This is a genomic window from Nocardia sp. FBN12 (assembly GCF_050320175.1).
Lineage (GTDB): Bacteria > Actinomycetota > Actinomycetes > Mycobacteriales > Mycobacteriaceae > Nocardia.
Genome location: NZ_CP190048.1, coordinates 3,694,115 through 3,710,387 on the forward strand (window position 1 = coordinate 3,694,115; position 16,273 = coordinate 3,710,387).

Below are 16,273 nucleotides of genomic sequence, written 5' to 3' on the forward strand. Positions count from 1 at the left end.
GAGCGAGAAGGACTTTCATCGATGATCGTAACGGCGCTGTCTCCCGACCAGTGGCGTGGCCGGAACTTGGGTACCCGTGTGATCGGTTACGACGAGCGTGACGCCATCTTGTACGCACTTGCGGTCGGTGCTCGAGCCGCCGACCTCGACCTGGTGTTCGAGGATCGACTCCGTGTGTTGCCGACCTTCGCGCTGACGTTGGCCCAGTGGGCACCGGATGCCTTGGGCGCACTCGGTGCCTTCGACACACAGACTACCCTCCACGGATCTCAGAGCCTCGATGCTGTGTCTGCGTTGCCTCGGTCCGGCGAGATCGCGATGTCGGCGCGCGTCGGCGAGGTCTGGGACAAGGGGCGTGCGGCGGTGTTCGAAGTCGTCGTCGAGAGCGACTATTTCGTGGCGACCTGGTCGTTGTTCGCACCCGGTGCCGGCGGCTTCGGCGGCGACCGCGGACCATCGGCACCGTCGGCGACGGAACAGGAACCCGCCATGGTCGGAACACTCACCACTGGTGGCGATCAAGCTGCACTCTATCGGCTCACCGGTGACCGGCACCATATCCACATCGATCCCGCTGCCGCGGAACGGATCGGGCAACCCCGCCCCATCCTGCACGGGCTGTGCACACTGGCCGCCGCGACGTTGCCTCTCGCGGACATGCTCGGCGCCCATCCGGCCGATGTGACGTCGCTGTTCGGCCGATTCGCTGCTCCTGTGTTCCCGGGCGACTCAGCGCATATTCGAGCATGGGGCCAGGCATCGAATTGCCGCTTCGACGTCACCACAGGCGGCGGCGCTGTGTTGTCCGGGGGCCGAGCCGTTTTCGCTTGATTCCTGCACCCTACCCGGGTTCCGTCCCGCATCTCATGGAGGTTGAATGTCCGAATTGCAAATACCGAGTTATGACCCGGCCACACTCGTTCGATCCATAGCAGTCGAGATCGAGGCACCTGCGAGTGTTGTGTGGCAGGTTCTCACGGACCTCGACAATTACCCGAACTGGAACCCCTTTTGCATTTCGGCGAGGTCAACACTGGAAATCGGAGCGCCCGTCGAGATGACGCTGGCGGACTACTCAGGTGCTACGGAGACCTTCGCGTACACCGAGTTCGTCTGCGCCGTCGTGCCGGAGCGTCTGCTGTCGTGGGAACTGCGACCCACGGAGGTCTCGCCGCACGCTGCCCGACGTGATCAGATCATCGAGCACATCGGCGAGAATCGTTGTCGCTACTACTCCACGGACGCGTTCCTCGGTGCGGCCGCGCAAGAAATCATGGACGACAGCGGCGCTTGGGTAAAGCGTGCGTTCGATGAAACCGCTGTGGCGTTGAAGATGCAGTGCGAGACCCTCCATGCCGATCGCAGTCGCGAAAACCTACGGTCCGGCACGATCACTCGGAAAGGTTGAGAGATGGCGAACCGCATGCAGGACAAGGTCGTCATTGTTACCGGCGGATCGTCGGGTCTGGGGCGAGCGACAGCCGAATTGATGATCGCCGAAGGTGCTCGTGTCGTGGTCGCGGACATCGACGGGGAGAAGGGGGAAGCTGCCGCGAACGCGATCGGTGCCGAATTCGTCCGTACCGATGTCGGCGACCCGGTGGAGGTCGACGCACTGGTCGCCGGCACCGTCGCCCGGTTCGGGCGGCTTGACGTGATGTGCAACAACGCCGGCGTCATCGCGACCACGCCAGTCCTCGAGACGACCAACGAAGCGTTCGATCGCATGGTGACCGTCAACTTCGGAGGAGTCTTCTACGGCACCAGGGCGGCAGGGCGGGTGATGGTGGAGCAGGGGTTCGGCGTCATCGTCAACACGGCTTCGAACGGCGGGTGTTCCCCTTCGGAAGGAATGGCTGTCTACAGCGGTACGAAGGCAGCAGTGGTGGCACTGTCGAAAGCATGCGCCATCGAGTTCGCGGCCGAAGGGGTTCGGGTGAATACGATCTCACCTGGAACGATGCTCACCGGAATGGTGCCGGACGTGGACGGAATCGTCGAGGTTCTGGACAAACTTCAGCCCATCGGATACGCCGCGAACCCTTCTCAGATGGCGGCAGCTGTCCTGTTCCTTGCCTCCGACGAAGGTAACTACGTCACCGGTCACGATCTGGTCGTCGATGGAGGGGCAACCGCAGGCCGGCGCGCGGTAGGAGTCTGACTCAGCGACTATCAGAACAGGCCGTTGGTGTGCGGCAGCTCGGCGGGGATGGGGGCGATGACATCCCAATGCTCGACGATCTTGCCGCCGCCGACGCGGAACAGGTCGTAGTACGCGGCCGGGTCGCCGAATTCGCCCTCCGACTGGAGCAGCACGAAGTCGCCTTCGGCGATCACCTTGTGGACCTTCTTGTACACAAGGTTCTTCCCCTGCGACGCCCACGTCGCGGCGGCGGCACCGAACCCGTCCAGACCGTCGGCGGCTTCCGGGTTGTGCTGGTCGTAGGTCTCGGTCGAGATGTAGTCGGTCAGCACCGAATAATCCGCGCCGACAAGGACTTTCTGCGCGAACTCGGTCACCAGCGCGCGATTGGCCTCCGTCTTGTCCAGCTCGGTGACTTCGGCGGGCCCGTCGGTCTGGCTGCGGCCGGAGACGGTGCCGGAGACGAGCGGGGTGAGTGCGTCCCAATGTTCGGCCAGTTTGCCGTTCGCGTCGACACGGAAGATGTCGAACCCGACCAGCGGATCGGGACCGAAGCCGTAGTAGGTGCCGTGCAGGGCGACCAAGGCTCCGTCGGCGATCACCCGAGCCGGGTCGTAGCGGAAATCGTCGCCGAGGCCGGCAACCAACTGATGCAGGGCGTCAGGGCCGTCGGCGGCCAGCGCGCTGTGCTGGGTGTAGTCAGAGGCGAACCAACGATCCACTGCGGTCGGGTCCTTCTTGCCGAACAGTTCGGTGGTGGCGGTCACGACGATGTTCTCGGGGTTGCTCATATCTGTACTCCTAGTGGAGGTGGCGAATCGGAACGTACGCTGCTTCGCTTACTCTTATCCGACACTCAACGGGCACCGGATGAGTGAACAACCCAAATCTACGGTGAAAGCGCAGTTGGATTCGGATACGCTGAGGTCTGGATATGGTCAAAAAACGACATCCTCGGGCCGAAAGACTCCTCGAGGTTCCCTTTTCCGCCCCTGTTGGTACCCCAACCGGTATCGAAGTGCTGTCGCTGACCGAGCTACGAAATCGGGTACCCGGCGACCTTCTCGCCACACCACAGCGTCCCGACTTTCATCACCTGCTCACCCTCACCGAAGGTTCCCTGCGGCATACAGTCGACTTCGCCGCCTACATTCTCGAGCCCAGCTCCTGGCTGTGGATCCGCCCCGGCCAAGTCAACCAGTGGGGCGATCTCACGCATGCCGAAGGAACGCTGATCCTGTTCCAGCAGAGTTTCCTGAGCCCGGCCACCGTCGCGGGCGCCCGCATCGACGACCCACATGCCCCGGTTCTGCATCATCCGTTCCCCGGTGATGTCGCGGCCTTGCGGCTGGCCACCGACCACCTGGCCAACGAGTTCGATGCGTTCGGCAGGCTTCCCCTCGAGATCCACACTGCCGCTCTACGACACCTGCTGTCGGTCCTGGTGCTGCGCTTGGCCTATCTCGCCGTCCCGGTCGGCGCCCCGGTCACCGAACCCAGCCCCACTTTCATGATCTTCCGAGACGCTGTGGAAGCTCACTTCACCCGCACCCGCCGGGTCGAGGACTACGCCCGAGACCTCAGATATTCGCCCCGCACCCTGTCTCGTGCCACTCTCGCCGTGGCCGGGCTGGGAGCCAAGGAGTTCATCGATCGCCGAGTGGTCCTCGAGGCCAAACGCCTACTGGCCCACAGTGATCAGACCGCGACCCGCATCGCCGACCGCCTCGGCTTCACCAGCGCGACCCACTTCAGCAAGTACTTCCACCAGCGCACCGGGCAGACTCCCATCACTTTTCGCGACGCGATCCGCGGGCACGAGTCGGGCTTCATGAGTGAATGACTTCGGTCGCCCCTGGCCGGTTTTGACGACAACCTGTCCAGAATCGCCGTCGTCAGCACGGAAACAGCTTGCCACGATGGATCCATGGACAAAGTATCCGAGAACATGGACATCTTTCGCCGGGGCGACCGTTCCTGGAATGCCCGAACTGCGGAGTTTCTCCGAGCCCATACCGATGATGTCGTCGTTCACCAGCCCGGATCGCATGTGCCCCGGGCCGGTGTCGGTATGCACGAGGCCGATATGCAGGTCTTCTTCGACGCTTTCGCCGACATCACGATCGGTCCGGTCGGTGACGACGGGTTTCCTGAGTACAAGGTGCAGTTCGGGTCCGGTGACTGGATGGCGGGCATCAGCGTGATGACCGGTACCCATACCGGCACGTTCAACCTGTACGGGCTCAGTGTGCCGCCGACCGGCCGCGAGGTCGAGATCACGCTGGCGACGATCGCCCGATTCGACAACGGCAAGATCGCCGAGGAATACCTCTTTTATGATTTGTTGCTCCTGGCGATCGACCTCGGCGTATGGCCGCCGAAGCCCGCGGAGAATCGATGACAGAACCTAAGCTGATAGTCGAGAACGCGCTGTCCGACCTACTCGGGAAGCGCGACATCGACGCTGTCGATACTCACATTTCGCCCAACTACATTCAACACAGCGGTTCGGTGGCAGACGGACCCGACGGGGTCCGTGATTTCCTCCTGAACATCCCCGACGAATTCGACTACGAGATCGTTCGCGTGCTCGCAGACCGCGATCTTGTGGTTACGCATGGCGTGTTCCACGGGGTGGCACCCGAGCCGATGGTGGCGTTCAGCCTGTTCCGTATCGAGAACGACCAGCTCGACGAGCAGTGGGACGCCGCGACCCCGCTGGTGTCGAGCACGGTGAGCGGGCGCGGCCAGCTCGACGGTCCCACTGTGGTCACCGATCGTGATCGGACCGACGAGAACCGGTCCCTGGTACGGGAATTCATGGCGCGGGTGCTGGTGGGTGGGGAATACCTGGCGATGGCGCAGTACCTCGCCGGTGATACATACCACCAGCACAATCCGGTGATCGCGGACGGCATGTCGGGGATGCGGGCCTTTCTGGCCGAGAATGCACGTCACGGCATCATGATGGAATATCACCGTCTGCACCGCGTCGTCGCCGAGGGACAGTTCGTGTTCACTCAGTCGGAGGGGACCTTCGACGGGTGCCCGCACGCGTTCTACGACCTGTTCCGGATCGAGGACGCCAAGATCGCCGAGCACTGGGATGTGATGGCCGCGCTGCCCGCCGCGCTGCCACACGACAACGAATCGTTCTAGGCGACGCTCGCGGACTATTCTGAGGCAGTGGAACAGGACCGAGCGGTCGCCCATCGTCTCGACTACCGCAACCCGCGTAGACCACGGCTCGGCGTCGAGGCCCTGACGTTGGCCGAGATCCGCAGCCGGGTTTCGATGGCCACGTTTCGCGCCCCTCAGCGACTTGCCTTTCACCAGATCATCCTGATCACCTCCGGCACCGGCAAGGCGCAGTTCGACTTCATCGGTTATCCCTGCGCGGTGGGCACCTTGTTTCACGCGCGTCCCGGGCAGGTCTCCAAACTCCCCGACGGCGACGACCCGGCACTCGATGGGCGCGTCATCCTCTTCACCGAGGAGTTCTTACCGTCGCTGGCAACAGCATCGGACCTCATCAACGACCGGTACGGCCAGGTCAACTGGCTCCTCGATCCCACCACCCATCACGAGATCGACCGCGCGATCGCGCTGTTCGACGAGACCTACCGAACCGCCTCCGACAGCGTTCGCCATGCCGAACGCCTCGCCCATCACCTCGCCGCGGTGATACTGCGAATCGCCGACCTGCCCCGGCCGGACCGGGAAAAGATCCTCACCTCCGGCGGCGAGACGTACCAACACTTCGAACGAGCTGTCGAAGAGGGATTCGCCGAGCGCCGCACTGTCGAGGACTACGCCGCCCAGCTCGGCTACTCGGTCCGTACCCTCGCCCGGGCCACCGAATCCGCGGTCGGCCGCACCCCCAAACAGGTCCTCGACGATCGAGTCCTGCTGGAAGCCAAACGGCTCCTGGTGGAAACCGACCACACCGTAGCGGCGGTCGGTCGGCGGCTCGGCTTCCACGACTCGGCCACGTTCGGCAAATTCTTCCTGCGTCGTACGACGATGACGCCCACAGCATTCCGCTACGCCCACACCAAGACCGCGATGTCGACGACAAAGCTCTGAGCGCGGATTCCATCGACGTGTTGGCGGCGGCAGCTTTCCGCCATTCCTGTAGATCAGGCGACCGAGCACCTTCAAGATAGGCATAGCAAACGCCAGAATTTGCATTTGTTCAACATAGGAGATTCCTCAATCATGTGTTCATGACCACATCGACCGAACGTTGGATTCGCAACTACGTGGATGGCGAATTTGTCGATCCCAACCCGCAACGCGGCTTCGACAATCTTGACCCCGCTACCGGCGCGCTGGTGGGGCGTGTGCACGAGGCCGATTCGCCGCTGGTCGACCGAGCCGTCGCTGCGGCGCGCCGGGCACTACATCGGGGGTGGGCGGATACGCCGGTCCGCGAGCGCGCAGAGCTGCTGCGGCGGGCCGCGAATCGGATCGAGGAACGGTTCGAGGAGTTCGTGGCCGCCGAGATCGCCGACACCGGGAAGCCGATCACGCAGGCTCGTGAACTCGATGTCGCGAGGGCGCCGGCCAATTTCCGAGCCTTCGCCGATACCGCGGCAGCAGCCGGGCAAGAGTCCTTCCTCACCGACCTCGCCGGCGGCAAACAGGCCTTGAACTACGCGGTACGCAAGCCCTTGGGAGTGGTCGCGGTGATCGTGCCCTGGAACCTGCCACTGTTGTTGCTGACTTGGAAGGTGGCGCCCGCACTCGCCTGCGGCAACGCTGTCATTGTCAAGCCGAGTGAAGAAACCCCTTCGACAGCGACTCTGCTCGCCGATGTGCTCCAAGAGGTGGGGCTGCCGCACGGTGTATTCAACGTGGTCCATGGTTTCGGATCGGGCTCGGCTGGGGAGCTTCTGACAGCGCACCCGGGAATCGATGGAGTGACCTTCACCGGGTCGTCCGCAACCGGCGCACATGTGATGAGAACAGTCGCCCCGCGGGTGCGGCCGGTGTCCTTCGAACTCGGTGGCAAGAACGCGGCCGTTGTGTTCGACGACGTGGACCTCGATGAGGCGCTGACCGGGCTGACCCGGTCCGTGTTCACCAACACCGGACAGGTGTGCTTGTGCACCGAGCGGGTGTACGTCCAGCGGGGAATATTTGACGACATCGCAGGAGGTCTCGCCGAGCGGGCCGCCCGGTTGCGTCTGGGTGCACCTTCGGACCCCGCGACTACCACAGGGCCACTCATCTCCCAGGCGCACCGAGACAAAGTACTCGGCTACTTCGAACTAGCGGAGCAGGCCGGCGCCGAAGTCATCGCCGGTGGCGGCGTTCCCGACCTGGGTGCTGCTCTTGACGCCGGATCCTGGATAGAGCCCACCCTGTGGACGGGTCTGACGAATGCGGACCGCCCGGTACGGGAGGAGATCTTCGGTCCGGTCGCAGCGCTGATCCCCTTCGACACCGAGGACGAGGCGATCGCACTCGCCAACGACACCGAGTACGGTTTGGCCGCTGCGGTGTGGACCAATGACATTCGGCGGGGTCACCGTGTCGCGCAGCAGATGCGAGTCGGCATCTCCTGGGTCAACACCTGGTTCACCCGAGAACTCCGCTCCCCCTTCGGCGGTGCCGGGCTCTCCGGTATCGGGCGCGAGGGTGGCGAATCCTCGCTGCACTTCTACACGGAACCGACGAATGTGTGCGTGCAGCTATGACCGAGCAGGAGACGATCGTGAACACCGACTTTATCGCTGCCGCAGCCGACCGGCTACGCGTCGCAGCCGAGACCAGGAGAGCTACCGCTCCCGTGCGAGAGTTCGTGGGCGAAACAAATCTCGACGCGGCCTACGCGGTGCAACGCGAGGTGATCAGCGCGCGAGTCGCCGCAGGCGCGCGGGTGGTCGGCGCGAAGATCGGTCTCACCGCACCGGCAGTTCAACAGCAGTTCGGAGTCTTCCAGCCCGACTTCGGCATGTTGCTCGACGACATGATCTACGGTCACCGCGAACCCGTGCCGTACTCACGATTCCTCCAGCCGCGGGCCGAAGGCGAGATTGCGTTCGTCCTAGGCCGTGACATCGAAAAGGCCGGCGCCACTGCGGCAGACGTACTACGCGCCACCGACTTCGTACTGCCGGCGATCGAGATCGTCGACTCCCGAATCGCGAACTGGGACCTCACTATCACCGATACGGTCGCGGACAACGCCTCCAGCGGGGCCGTCGTCCTGGGCGTCACTCCGGTTTCGCCGACCGGACTCGATCTGGCTCGGGTCGGGATGGTGCTCGAGCGCGACGGTGAGCCGGTCTCCTTCGGCGCGGGGCACGCCTGTTTGGGGTCGCCGGTCGTTGCTGTGACCTGGCTGGCTCGGGAACTCGCCCGACGCGGACATCCACTCCGCGCAGGCGACGTGATCATGTCGGGCGCATTGGGTCCGATGGTACCGATCTCAGCCGAGGGCACATTCCGGCTACGACTCGACGGCCTCGGCGAAGTCGACGCCGTCATCGAGGGCGGCCACGACGGCATGTTCCTCGGCATCGAGCCGGGCTCCGTTCGGCAGCGGGGTGTAGCAGCATTGGAGAGTGAATCTCGTTGAATACCAAAACAATCGATATCGCTAGTTTAGCCACCCGCCTCGATGAGGCTCAGTGCACTGTGACCGATACGCCCAGCCTGGCTGACACCGATGACATCGGCATCGACGACGCGTACCGAATCCAAAACGAACTGATCGGCCGCCGACTTGCCCGGGGCGAGTCACTTGTCGGGGTGAAGCTCGGCTTCACCAGCAGGGCGAAGATGTCGCAAATGGGTGTGTCGGAGGTGATCGTCGGCCGACTCACCGATGAGATGAGGATCGATGACGGAGGCGAGGTGAAGTTGTCGCGCTTTATCCACCCCAAGATCGAGCCCGAGATCGCCTATCGGATTGCTCGCGATATCGACCCGGACGATCCGATGGTGGACATCGAATCGTATGTGGACTCGGTTGCGCCGGCTATGGAGATCATCGATTCGCGATATCGGGACTTCCGGTTCACCTATACCGATGTCGTCGCCGACAACACCTCGGCCGCAGGCTATGTGATCGGCACGTGGCTGAAGCTACAGGACGTGGCGAACCGCGCGGTCCGCTTGGAGGTCGGAGCCGAGACCGTGACCGGATCGACAGCCGCAATCCTCGGCAATCCGGTCCGGGCGCTGCATGCGCTGCTCGATATCAGCCGCCGCAGGAAGATTCCGATGCGCGCCGGCGAGGTCATTCTCGCGGGTGCTGCAACGGCAGCGATCCCGCTGACCGCAGGCACTGCGCAATGCGACATTGCAGGACTCGGCCGCGTCACAGTGAAGGGAATCGCATGAGCCGCAGCGCAAACAGTGCCAAGGTGATCGATCGTCTTGCGACCCCGCGCGGTCGGTTCCCACACGTGAAGGTAGCCGGGGATTTCGTGTACGTCTCCGGGACCAGCTCCCGGCAGCCCGACAATACCTTCGTCGGTGTCGAGGTCGACGAGATGGGCACCACCGATTTGGACATCCGGGCGCAGACCCGCGCGGTCATCGAGAACATGCGCTCGATCCTCGCTGAGGTCGGCGCCGAGCTGTCGGACCTGGTTCAGGTCACCTCCTATCTGGTCTCGATGAACGATTTCGGCGGCTACAACGAGGTTTACGCCGAACTGTTCGACGAGAGCGGACCAACACGCACCACCCTCGCGGTGCACCAGCTACCGCACCCACATCTGCTCATCGAGATGCAGGGCGTGGCCTACTTGCCCGCCCACCGCCAGCACACCCCGACCACGGAGGCCACGTCATGACCCACATCCCGCCCACCATCGACTTCCAACAGTGGATCGCCGACAACGAGCACCTGCTCAAGCCACCGGTCAACAACCAGACCATGGCGCTAGGCGACGACTTCATCGTGCAGGTCGTCGGCGGCCCGAACCAGCGGACCGACTTTCATCTCGACCCGTATGAGGAGTGGTTCTACCAGCTCAGGGGTGATATGCACGTCAACGTGATGACCGACAACGGTCCCGAAACAGTGCACATCCACGAGGGCGAAACCTGGCTGCTGCCGGGAAACCTGCCACATTCGCCGCAGCGTCCGGAGGCCGGCTCGATCGGTCTTGTGATCGAGCGGGTGCGTCGGGAGGGTACGCTCGAGAAGTTCCAATGGTACTGCCAGAAGTGCAGCGCGCTGATCCATGAGGTCGAGCTCCAGGTCCGCAACATCGTGGCCGACCTTCCGCCCGTCTTCACCCAGTTCTACGACAGTGTCAAGGCCCGTACCTGCGGGAACTGCGGAACTGTTCATCCAGGCAAGGGGTGAGGCAGTGTCCGGAATGATCGATATCCACACCCACTATGTACCGAGGAGCTGGCCCGATCTGACCGAAGACGGCGGACCGGAGGCACCATGGTTGCGGTTCGAGACCGAGTCGGACGCAATGCTCATGATGGGCACCAGGGAGTTCCGCCGGATCCAAGCGGACTGTTGGGACGCCGAGCACCGGTTGCGCGACATGGACGCCGATGGGGTGCATACCCAGGTTGTCTCACCAACACCCGCGTTCTTCAACTACGGCCGCTCGGGCGACCAGGGCTCGCGGATCGCCCGGATCTTCAACGACTTGGCACTCGAGATCGTCGCGCCGGCTACCGACCGGCTGATCCCTTTCTGCCAAGTGCCACTGCAAGACACCGACGCCGCCTGTCGCGAACTCGAGCGATGCCTGTCCAACGGCCACCGTGGCGTCGAGATAGGCAATCATGTCGGGGACAGCGACCTGGACAGCGAGGGCGTGGTCACTTTCCTCCAGCACTGCGCCTCCCTGGACGTTCCAGTATTCGTACACCCCTGGGATATGGCGAGCTCGCCACGCCTGGACCGGTGGATGGCGCAATGGCTGACCGCGATGCCGGCCGAGACGCACCTGTCGATCCTCGCGCTGATTCTCGGGGGGGTCTTCGACCGGATCGACAACCGCCTGAAGATCGGCTTCGCCCACGGCGGCGGATCATTCGCGTTCTGGCTGGGAAGGATGGAGAACGCCTGGCATGGACGCAACGATGTGATCGGAACGTCGGAATTCCCGCCATCTCACTACATCGGCCGCTTTTACGTCGACTCTGTGGTGTTCGACGAGCGCGCCCTGCGCCTGTTGGTCGAAACAATCGGCGTCGACCGGGTCATGGTAGGAAGCGACTACCCCTATCCCCTCGGTGAACGGCCGGTCGGCGAGGTCGTCCGCAAGAGCGAGTTCCTCGACAGTACTGCGCGACAACTGATCACACGTGGTAATGCGGAACGGTTCCTGGGCCTCTGAGGGGCCCGCCCTCGCCTGTCCGCACGATGGGCTTTGCGGCGGCTTCGCAGGCGAACCGCGGTGGTCAGCCGGATCCGGGCACGCTCAACTCCTCCAAATCCTGTTCGGTGGGCTCGATGCCGCCATCGACCAGTGCCCGCATACGGGCGTAGGTGTCTCGCTCGAATTCGTCGGCGGTACTCGACCGTCGCCAGTACCCTGCGATTTTGGATGTCGCTTTCGTGTAGGCGCCGTCGTCGCGCAGTACTCGGCGTACTTGTATGAGGGTAGTCGCCTCGCCCGCCACCCACACGTAGTCCGGGTGGCGAGCGGATAGCTCACCGCGAACCGCGTCGGCGAGGGCCGTGCCCGCGTTCGAGGCGCCATTCGGATACAGCCAGCGACCGCAATCCCGGGCGGCAGGTTCGAGGGGAAGAACATCCGACGGGCCGTCGGCGAGGAGCAGTACGCGGCGGGCGATCGATGGATCGGCGCTGTGCAGGATGGTCATGATCGCGGGTAACGACGACGGATCGCCCACGAGCAGGAGGTCACGAATTCCGCCGGGTAGGGACTGCCCGACGCCATGGGAAATCGTGATCACGTCGCCGACACGAGCTCCTGCGGCCCACCTCCCGCCCGGCCCATTCGGGTGCACGACGAAGTCGATGTCGATCTCCCCTGACTCGGGCCGGTGAGCGCGCACGGTGTAGGTCCGGGCGACCGGCGCATCCGCTCCGGCCGGAAACTCGAAGCTTGACGGTGGGAGAGTGGGCGCCACCGGATCCGCGTCCGGGTCGGTCGGGACGAAAACCTTCACCCTCGCCGCGGTTTCGCCGGTTTCGTAGTTACGCATCTCGGGTCCGCCGAGGGTGACGCGGACGAATTGCGGGCCTACATGGCGCACCCGCGTGACGATCGCCCGATAGGTGACCAGTCGCGGACGCGACCCGGTTCGGGGCGTTGTCGGTGGTTGTGACATCGTTCGTTCCTCAGTTCTCGGCGTTGGTTCGGGAAATACATTCAGGCGTGGGGACCGGATGCGACGATCGCGCAACCCGGAGGCATTCGGCCGGACTCCCCCGTGCAGAGAGATCGCAGGGATCCTCTGCGTCGATCGACGAGCAAAACACACCTTCGAGGACTTCCGCACCGAACTCCACTGTTGCTGAGCCCGTATCGATGGAGACCACGTCGCCGGCGGTACCAGAGATCACGACGATGCTGCCGGGGAGGAATCCGCACGCACGCATCCGCGCCAGAAGATCGGAGTCGGCCTGCAAGTGCTCGGCGATCCATTCGATCCGGACGACTACCTCTCCTGCCCGTACGACCGCGCCGAACCGCGCGGGTGCGCGCTGCATCAGGAACGGCTCGATGCCCAACATCGCCAGCCCGGGTATCGGATTTCCGTATGGCGACGTGTTTGGATAATCGAGGAGTTCGAGGACGCGACGTTCGACCGCATCACTGATCACATGCTCGAGCCTGCATGCCTCGGGATGCACCCGCTCCCACGGCACCCCGATCACGTCCGCAAGCAGCCGCTCGGCAATTCTGTGTTTACGCATCACCGAAATCGCTACTCCTGCGCCTTTGTCGGTCATTTCTACCCGCCGGTCGTCAGCGAGAACTACTAGTCGATCCCGCTGCATGCGGGCTACTGTCTCGCTCACAGTGGGGCCGCTCTGACCGAGCCTCTCGGCGATACGCGCACGCAGCGGGACTGTTCCCTCCTCCTCGAACTCGACGAGGGTGCGCAAATACATGTCTGTGGTGCTGATCAACTCGTTCATGGTCGGTTCCCAACGATTTCGAGTAAATTAGGCTACCCTTATCTTGACTAGTGAAGTCGACTTGATGTCAACACGCGGAGGAGTGCGTTGAAATGCGCGTCGGGATCGGCGGCGCAGCCGCGTTGTTCGGATTGAACCCCTCAACGCTGCGGTGGTGGGAGCGACAGGGCGTGCTGCCGACTCCGGACCGCTCTGGCGGACGGCGGGTGTACGGCCGGGATGACCTCCGGCGGATTGGGCTCGCATACCTGTGCTGCGTGATCGGCAGGATGCCGCTCGACCGCGCAGGCGTGGTCACCTCCGGCTCAACGGGTCTCGACGAGTGGCAGAACGTCATCAGGGAGAACATCGTCCGACTCGATCGGGAGGTGGAGCGGTTGGATTCGGCGCGTAGCTACCTGAAACATCTGCTCAGATGCGAGGCCGACGACATCGTCGCCGATTGCCGGATGCTCGAGATCGAACTCGTCAGGCGCACGCCTCGTGGCGGTTCCCCAGATCCGGATCTCATATCCGCCGCACGCACAATGGGAGATCTGCACGTACCGCGGCCGACCAGGGAACCCGGTGACGAAACATCTCGAAACAACGACGCCTGTGACGAAAATGACGGCCAGCGCGCTGTCTGTCCCACGTGCGCCGACCCACTCGTCCAACCCACACACGGACGCCACCGACGCTATTGCTCACACCGGTGTCGGCAGCAGGCCTACCGGGCGCGCCGCGCTGACCGCAGCAACAGTTGACGGTGCAAGAGGGCGCACCCAGCCTATTCCATAAACGGCATACCTCAGGTGCCGAATTGCATTCGACAGGTATGTGCCCTGAGACACAAGATGGGTGGACTACCCCTGCCGCGTCACATACACGGCACGACACCGGAGGTCACGGACCTGTGACGGAGACCAGCACTGCCGCAGTCATCGGCGCGGACGTAGGTGGGGTGTGGGCATTTACATTCGGGGCGAAGTCTCGCATCGCTCGAAGCACGCGGGCTCGGCCCTCACGTTTGCGCGCCGCCCGGACTATCCAAAACGGGACCTGCCACTTCGTCGGCACCGACCCGAATCGAAAGGAAGCCTGATGACCTCCACAATGAAGAGCCTCGATGTTGCCGGACATGCGATCTCGTACGATGAGCACGGCGATCGCGGCACACCGACGATCGCCCTTCTTACCGGCTGGTGCCAGGACCACCGGCTGTTCGACCCGCTGGTCCCGCTGCTGGCCGAAGACCACCATGTCGTCCGAATCGACTGGCGCGGCCACGGCGAAGACCGCACCCCGGTAGCGGATTTCGGCCCGACCGAGCAGGCAGGCGATACCCTGGCCGTCCTGGACGCAATCGGCGTCGACCGGTTCCTGCCGCTGTCGACCTCGCACGGCGGCTGGGCGAACCTCGAGCTCACCGATCACGTCGGTGCCGATCGCGCGCCGGCAGCAATAGTCATCGACTGGCTCATGACGCCTGCCTCGGCGGAGTTCCTTGCCGGCCTCGCCGGCAGCCACGACCCGGACAACTGGCAGGCAGCCCAGCGCGAGCTGTTCGACATCTGGCTCAATGGCAGCTCCAACGAGCTGGTCCGCAACCATCTCGACAATGAGATGGCAGCCTTCGACCACGAGATGTGGGCCCGCTCTTGCGATGTCATCGCCGCCGCCTACCGTCAGTGGGGATCGCCCCTGCAGCGGATGGACAAGGTGGCCGAGCACCGGCCCATCAGGCACTTGTTCTCCCAGCCGACCGCGCCGGAATACCTGCAGGCACAGCAGGACTTCCATGACGCCCATCAGTGGTTCACCTTCCGCATGCTCGGCGGCGAGACGCACTTCCCCACCCTCGACTCGCCTGCCCTGGTCGCCGAGGAAGTTCGCACCCTCGCTCGCTCCACGTTCTGACCGTTCGATGTCCGATCCCCAGGTCGACGTCGAGTACAACGTCCGCAACACAGTCACCCCGGAACTGTTCGACCAGGTAATGGCCGAGTACCGAGCCCAATCCGAACGGGCAGTCGCAGGGTTGCACGGGTTCGAGGGCCTGTACTACGACCCGGACAGTCGGCAGAAGCTCGACGTCTGGGGCACGGCCACCGACGAACTGCGCCCCGTGTTTCTGGTCATCCATGGAGGCTACTGGCGGGCACTGTCGCGGCACGACACGGCCTTCATGGCACGTACTCTCGATGCCGCCGGCATCGCTACCGTCTCGGTCGACTATGGCCTCGCACCCGGGACCTCGCTGGAGGAGATCGTCCGCCAGGTCCGGGCCGCCGTGGCCTGGGTGCATCACCACGGAGCAGCACATGGGCTCGACCCTGAGCGCATCGTCGTGGGCGGCAGTTCGGCCGGCGGTCATCTCACCGGTTCCGTCATGACGGCCGGCTGGCAACGTGACTTCGACCTACCGGATCACGTTGTCCGCGCAGCGATGCCGATCAGCGGCCTCTTCGATCTACGTCCCCTGATCGACTCGTTTGCCAATGAGTGGCTCGGTCTCGATATCCGTCGCGCCGAGCTACTCAGCCCTATGCTCCATGCATCTGGTACCGGCCCGAGGGCGGTCTTCGCCGTCGCCGAACGCGATGGAGCCGGATTCCTCGAACAGAGCCGGAAGTTCCACCGGATGTGGGCGGCCCACTCCCCCAGCGAACTGCTCGTCATCCCGAACCGGAATCACTATGACGTCTTCCTGGACCTGGCCGACCCCAGTTCGGACCTCACCATCGCCCTTGTCCGCGTGATCGATGACCTTGGGAAACGGGACGCCGTCAAGGATCGTGTCACCGGCCGCAAACGAGTGACGGGTTAGCCGTCCGGGAAGGCCGATGCTGGGTTCGGCCGGACCACTGGACCACAGTCGCTGACGGCTCCACCCACACCGTTCGGTCAGGTCTGTGACGCACACCTGGCAGCGCCTGGCAAGGGATCCGACCGCGGTCACCGCAGACGGGCTCGCCGAGGTCGCCCTGTGGGTGTGGGATGCGCTGTCGGCGAACGGTTTCCGCCGAACCACGATCATCGGCAACAGT

18 protein-coding genes and 1 pseudogene are annotated in these 16,273 nt (G+C 63.9%); 16 read left to right on the forward strand and 3 right to left on the reverse strand.

The window, feature by feature from the left end; translation table 11 throughout:
- Positions 1-21 precede the first annotated feature (21 nt).
- Genes ACQHI0_RS17745 through ACQHI0_RS17755 form a run of 3 tightly spaced genes read left to right on the forward strand, consistent with a single transcriptional unit; the run spans position 22 to position 2,161 of the window.
- Positions 22-831 (forward strand): MaoC/PaaZ C-terminal domain-containing protein, encoded by an 810-nt coding sequence (locus ACQHI0_RS17745; RefSeq protein ID WP_427902998.1) that lies wholly within the window; start codon positions 22-24, stop codon positions 829-831.
- Positions 832-877: 46 nt separating this feature from the next.
- Positions 878-1,408: an SRPBCC domain-containing protein gene (locus ACQHI0_RS17750; protein WP_427902999.1), complete on the forward strand. Its 531-nt coding sequence runs from the start codon at positions 878-880 to the stop codon at positions 1,406-1,408.
- Positions 1,409-1,411: 3 nt separating this feature from the next.
- Positions 1,412-2,161, forward strand: coding sequence for an SDR family NAD(P)-dependent oxidoreductase (locus tag ACQHI0_RS17755; RefSeq protein WP_427903000.1), 750 nt, complete (start codon positions 1,412-1,414; stop codon positions 2,159-2,161).
- 11 nt (positions 2,162-2,172) lie between these two features.
- On the opposite strand, the gene ACQHI0_RS17760 is transcribed toward ACQHI0_RS17755, so the two are convergent.
- Complete coding sequence (locus tag ACQHI0_RS17760) at positions 2,173-2,934, reverse strand: nuclear transport factor 2 family protein (protein ID WP_427903001.1); 762 nt, start codon at positions 2,932-2,934, stop codon at positions 2,173-2,175.
- A 227-nt stretch (positions 2,935-3,161) separates the two neighbouring features.
- On the opposite strand from ACQHI0_RS17760, the gene ACQHI0_RS17765 reads away from it, so the two are divergent.
- From ACQHI0_RS17765 to ACQHI0_RS17810, 10 genes are all read left to right on the forward strand, one after another.
- Complete coding sequence (locus tag ACQHI0_RS17765; RefSeq protein WP_427903002.1) at positions 3,162-3,986, forward strand: helix-turn-helix domain-containing protein; 825 nt, start codon at positions 3,162-3,164, stop codon at positions 3,984-3,986.
- Positions 3,987-4,070: 84 nt separating this feature from the next.
- Positions 4,071-4,544, forward strand: a complete 474-nt coding sequence (locus ACQHI0_RS17770; RefSeq protein WP_427903003.1) for an ester cyclase — start codon at positions 4,071-4,073, stop codon at positions 4,542-4,544.
- Positions 4,541-5,302 carry a nuclear transport factor 2 family protein gene (locus ACQHI0_RS17775; protein ID WP_427903004.1) on the forward strand — a complete coding sequence of 254 codons (762 nt, stop codon included), beginning with the start codon at positions 4,541-4,543 and terminating at the stop codon, positions 5,300-5,302. Before ACQHI0_RS17770 ends, ACQHI0_RS17775 begins: the two co-directional genes overlap by 4 nt.
- Before the next feature lie 27 nt (positions 5,303-5,329).
- On the forward strand, positions 5,330-6,229 hold the full coding sequence (locus ACQHI0_RS17780; protein WP_427903005.1) for a helix-turn-helix transcriptional regulator: 900 nt from the start codon (positions 5,330-5,332) through the stop codon (positions 6,227-6,229).
- A 140-nt stretch (positions 6,230-6,369) separates the two neighbouring features.
- The gene (locus ACQHI0_RS17785; RefSeq protein WP_427903006.1) at positions 6,370-7,845 is read left to right on the forward strand and encodes a 2-hydroxymuconic semialdehyde dehydrogenase; all 1,476 of its coding nucleotides are present in this window, start codon (positions 6,370-6,372) and stop codon (positions 7,843-7,845) included.
- On the forward strand, positions 7,842-8,729 hold the full coding sequence (locus ACQHI0_RS17790) for a 2-keto-4-pentenoate hydratase (protein WP_427903007.1): 888 nt from the start codon (positions 7,842-7,844) through the stop codon (positions 8,727-8,729). Before ACQHI0_RS17785 ends, ACQHI0_RS17790 begins: the two co-directional genes overlap by 4 nt.
- Positions 8,726-9,496 carry a 2-keto-4-pentenoate hydratase gene (locus ACQHI0_RS17795; RefSeq protein WP_427903008.1) on the forward strand — a complete coding sequence of 257 codons (771 nt, stop codon included), beginning with the start codon at positions 8,726-8,728 and terminating at the stop codon, positions 9,494-9,496. The genes ACQHI0_RS17790 and ACQHI0_RS17795 overlap by 4 nt, the downstream gene beginning before the upstream one ends.
- The gene (locus ACQHI0_RS17800) at positions 9,493-9,954 is read left to right on the forward strand and encodes a RidA family protein (protein ID WP_427903009.1); all 462 of its coding nucleotides are present in this window, start codon (positions 9,493-9,495) and stop codon (positions 9,952-9,954) included. The genes ACQHI0_RS17795 and ACQHI0_RS17800 overlap by 4 nt, the downstream gene beginning before the upstream one ends.
- Positions 9,951-10,472: a 3-hydroxyanthranilate 3,4-dioxygenase gene (locus tag ACQHI0_RS17805; RefSeq protein WP_427903010.1), complete on the forward strand. Its 522-nt coding sequence runs from the start codon at positions 9,951-9,953 to the stop codon at positions 10,470-10,472. Before ACQHI0_RS17800 ends, ACQHI0_RS17805 begins: the two co-directional genes overlap by 4 nt.
- 4 nt (positions 10,473-10,476) lie before the next feature.
- Positions 10,477-11,469: an amidohydrolase family protein gene (locus ACQHI0_RS17810; protein WP_427903011.1), complete on the forward strand. Its 993-nt coding sequence runs from the start codon at positions 10,477-10,479 to the stop codon at positions 11,467-11,469.
- A 64-nt stretch (positions 11,470-11,533) separates the two neighbouring features.
- On the opposite strand, the gene ACQHI0_RS17815 is transcribed toward ACQHI0_RS17810, so the two are convergent.
- A complete protein-coding gene (locus tag ACQHI0_RS17815) occupies positions 11,534-12,430 on the reverse strand; it encodes a siderophore-interacting protein (RefSeq protein ID WP_427903012.1) in 897 nt (298 codons plus the stop codon).
- 396 nt (positions 12,431-12,826) lie between these two features.
- Positions 12,827-13,244: pseudogene (locus tag ACQHI0_RS17820) on the reverse strand (metal-dependent transcriptional regulator); the annotation flags it as partial.
- A 92-nt stretch (positions 13,245-13,336) separates the two neighbouring features.
- Here ACQHI0_RS17820 and ACQHI0_RS17825 point away from each other — a divergent pair.
- The 3 genes from ACQHI0_RS17825 to ACQHI0_RS17835 all read left to right on the forward strand — a co-directional run bounded on the left by ACQHI0_RS17825 (position 13,337) and on the right by ACQHI0_RS17835 (position 16,053).
- Positions 13,337-13,990 carry a MerR family transcriptional regulator gene (locus ACQHI0_RS17825; protein WP_427903013.1) on the forward strand — a complete coding sequence of 218 codons (654 nt, stop codon included), beginning with the start codon at positions 13,337-13,339 and terminating at the stop codon, positions 13,988-13,990.
- A gap of 337 nt (positions 13,991-14,327) precedes the next feature.
- Positions 14,328-15,143 carry an alpha/beta fold hydrolase gene (locus ACQHI0_RS17830; RefSeq protein WP_427903014.1) on the forward strand — a complete coding sequence of 272 codons (816 nt, stop codon included), beginning with the start codon at positions 14,328-14,330 and terminating at the stop codon, positions 15,141-15,143.
- 7 nt (positions 15,144-15,150) lie between these two features.
- Positions 15,151-16,053, forward strand: a complete 903-nt coding sequence (locus ACQHI0_RS17835) for an alpha/beta hydrolase (RefSeq protein ID WP_427903015.1) — start codon at positions 15,151-15,153, stop codon at positions 16,051-16,053.
- Positions 16,054-16,273 lie beyond the last annotated feature (220 nt).

Bases quoted from the DNA above. Each gene is read 5' to 3' on its own strand.
- ACQHI0_RS17745 (WP_427902998.1), top strand. From the start codon at position 22: ATGATCGTAACGGCGCTGTCTCCCGACCAGTGGCGTGGCCGGAACTTG.
- ACQHI0_RS17750 (WP_427902999.1), top strand. From the start codon at position 878: ATGTCCGAATTGCAAATACCGAGTTATGACCCGGCCACACTCGTTCGA.
- ACQHI0_RS17755 (WP_427903000.1), top strand. From the start codon at position 1,412: ATGGCGAACCGCATGCAGGACAAGGTCGTCATTGTTACCGGCGGATCG.
- ACQHI0_RS17760 (WP_427903001.1), bottom strand. From the start codon at position 2,934: ATGAGCAACCCCGAGAACATCGTCGTGACCGCCACCACCGAACTGTTC.
- ACQHI0_RS17770 (WP_427903003.1), top strand. From the start codon at position 4,071: ATGGACAAAGTATCCGAGAACATGGACATCTTTCGCCGGGGCGACCGT.
- ACQHI0_RS17775 (WP_427903004.1), top strand. From the start codon at position 4,541: ATGACAGAACCTAAGCTGATAGTCGAGAACGCGCTGTCCGACCTACTC.
- ACQHI0_RS17785 (WP_427903006.1), top strand. From the start codon at position 6,370: ATGACCACATCGACCGAACGTTGGATTCGCAACTACGTGGATGGCGAA.
- ACQHI0_RS17790 (WP_427903007.1), top strand. From the start codon at position 7,842: ATGACCGAGCAGGAGACGATCGTGAACACCGACTTTATCGCTGCCGCA.
- ACQHI0_RS17800 (WP_427903009.1), top strand. From the start codon at position 9,493: ATGAGCCGCAGCGCAAACAGTGCCAAGGTGATCGATCGTCTTGCGACC.
- ACQHI0_RS17805 (WP_427903010.1), top strand. From the start codon at position 9,951: ATGACCCACATCCCGCCCACCATCGACTTCCAACAGTGGATCGCCGAC.
- ACQHI0_RS17815 (WP_427903012.1), bottom strand. From the start codon at position 12,430: ATGTCACAACCACCGACAACGCCCCGAACCGGGTCGCGTCCGCGACTG.
- ACQHI0_RS17825 (WP_427903013.1), top strand. From the start codon at position 13,337: ATGCGCGTCGGGATCGGCGGCGCAGCCGCGTTGTTCGGATTGAACCCC.
- ACQHI0_RS17830 (WP_427903014.1), top strand. From the start codon at position 14,328: ATGACCTCCACAATGAAGAGCCTCGATGTTGCCGGACATGCGATCTCG.
- ACQHI0_RS17835 (WP_427903015.1), top strand. From the start codon at position 15,151: ATGTCCGATCCCCAGGTCGACGTCGAGTACAACGTCCGCAACACAGTC.